Raw genomic sequence first — 1,315 nt, forward strand, 5'->3', positions numbered from 1 at the left:
TGAATGAAAAAGCAGAGGAACGACTGTTGGAACGGCAAAATGACAAACTGAAGGCGGAAGTGCTAAAGGTAGCCGGTCAGGGGAGCAATCAAGGCTCTTCGCAACCATTTCTGACGCAAGTCGATCCCCAAGTCGCCATTATTCAGACAGGCCGATCGCGGGATCAAATGAAAGACGGTCAGACGGAAGTCATGGAGCGCCTGGGTGAGTCATGGGCCGAGACATACGTTACCAGCCACGACGGTTCCATTACCATTTTATCGAATGGAAAAGAATATCGGATTTTGAAGCAAAAGAATTAGGGGGGAAGACCGAACGTGGCAAAACACGAAAAGATTTCGGAAGCGGTCGTCCGTCGTTTGCCGATTTATCTGCGTTACCTCAGTTATTTGCAGCAAGTTGAGGTGACCACCGTTTCCTCCCAACAGATGGGCAAGAATCTTGATGTGAATCCTGCCCAAATCAGAAAAGATCTTGCAGCTTTTGGTGACTTTGGAAAAAAGGGAATCGGCTATGATGTCGATTATCTGGTGGAAAAAATCCGTGAAATCCTGAAGCTAACGGATGAAATCCGTGTCGCTTTGGTTGGAGCGGGGCATTTGGGCCATGCCATTAGTAACTACAACGCTTATTTGAAAGATAACATGCGGATTGCGGCCATCTTTGACAATAATCCAGAGAAGCAGGGCAAAAAAGTCGCGGGTATACCGATCCAGCCTTTATCAGAGCTGGAGGAAACGATCGTAAACAAGCAAATCAAGCTAGCGATTATTACGGTACCGGCACCTGCAGCGCAATCCGTATGTGATCAGTTGACTCAAGCGGGTATCAGGGGGATCTTGAATTTTGCCCCTACGACGATTCGCGCAGGAAAAGATGTTCGCATTCACTATGCGGATGTAACGTCCAACCTGCAAAGCTTGGCCTACTACTTGACGTAAGAATGGAGTGTATACTATGAAAAAAACGATCCTCATTCACGCAACAGTTATTACCGTTAACGATACGAATGAAGTCATTTACGATGGTGCCGTAGCATTCGAAGGCAACAAGATTACGTATGTGGGCCCAACTCCTGAGGACCTGACGGAAGCGGGATACGATGAAGTTATCGATCAAAAAGGAGACTACATACTGCCTGGATTAATTAACACGCATGGACATGCTGGTATGTCCCTCCTGCGCGGTTATGCAGATGATTTGCCGCTGCAACAATGGCTGGAAGACAAAATGTGGCCATTGGAGGCGCAATTCACGGGAGACACAGTAAAATGGGGTACCCAACTGTCGCTTATTGAAATGATTCGTACCGGAA

The 1,315-nt window shown here is 47.3% G+C and carries 3 protein-coding genes; all 3 read left to right on the forward strand.

What is annotated here, in order from left to right; translation table 11 throughout:
* The coding region (locus C7R94_RS28325; protein ID WP_483296251.1) for a ComEC/Rec2 family competence protein at nt 1-302 on the forward strand (302 nt) is incomplete at its 5' end.
* Between the two features lie 15 nt (nt 303-317).
* Nucleotides 318-941, forward strand: a complete 624-nt coding sequence (locus C7R94_RS28330; RefSeq protein WP_047069024.1) for a redox-sensing transcriptional repressor Rex — start codon at nt 318-320, stop codon at nt 939-941.
* A 16-nt stretch (nt 942-957) separates the two neighbouring features.
* The coding region (locus C7R94_RS28335; RefSeq protein ID WP_146142837.1) for an amidohydrolase family protein at nt 958-1,315 on the forward strand (358 nt) is incomplete at its 3' end.

The organism is Brevibacillus sp. NRRL NRS-603 (assembly GCF_003013445.1).
Lineage (GTDB): Bacteria > Bacillota > Bacilli > Brevibacillales > Brevibacillaceae > Brevibacillus > Brevibacillus formosus.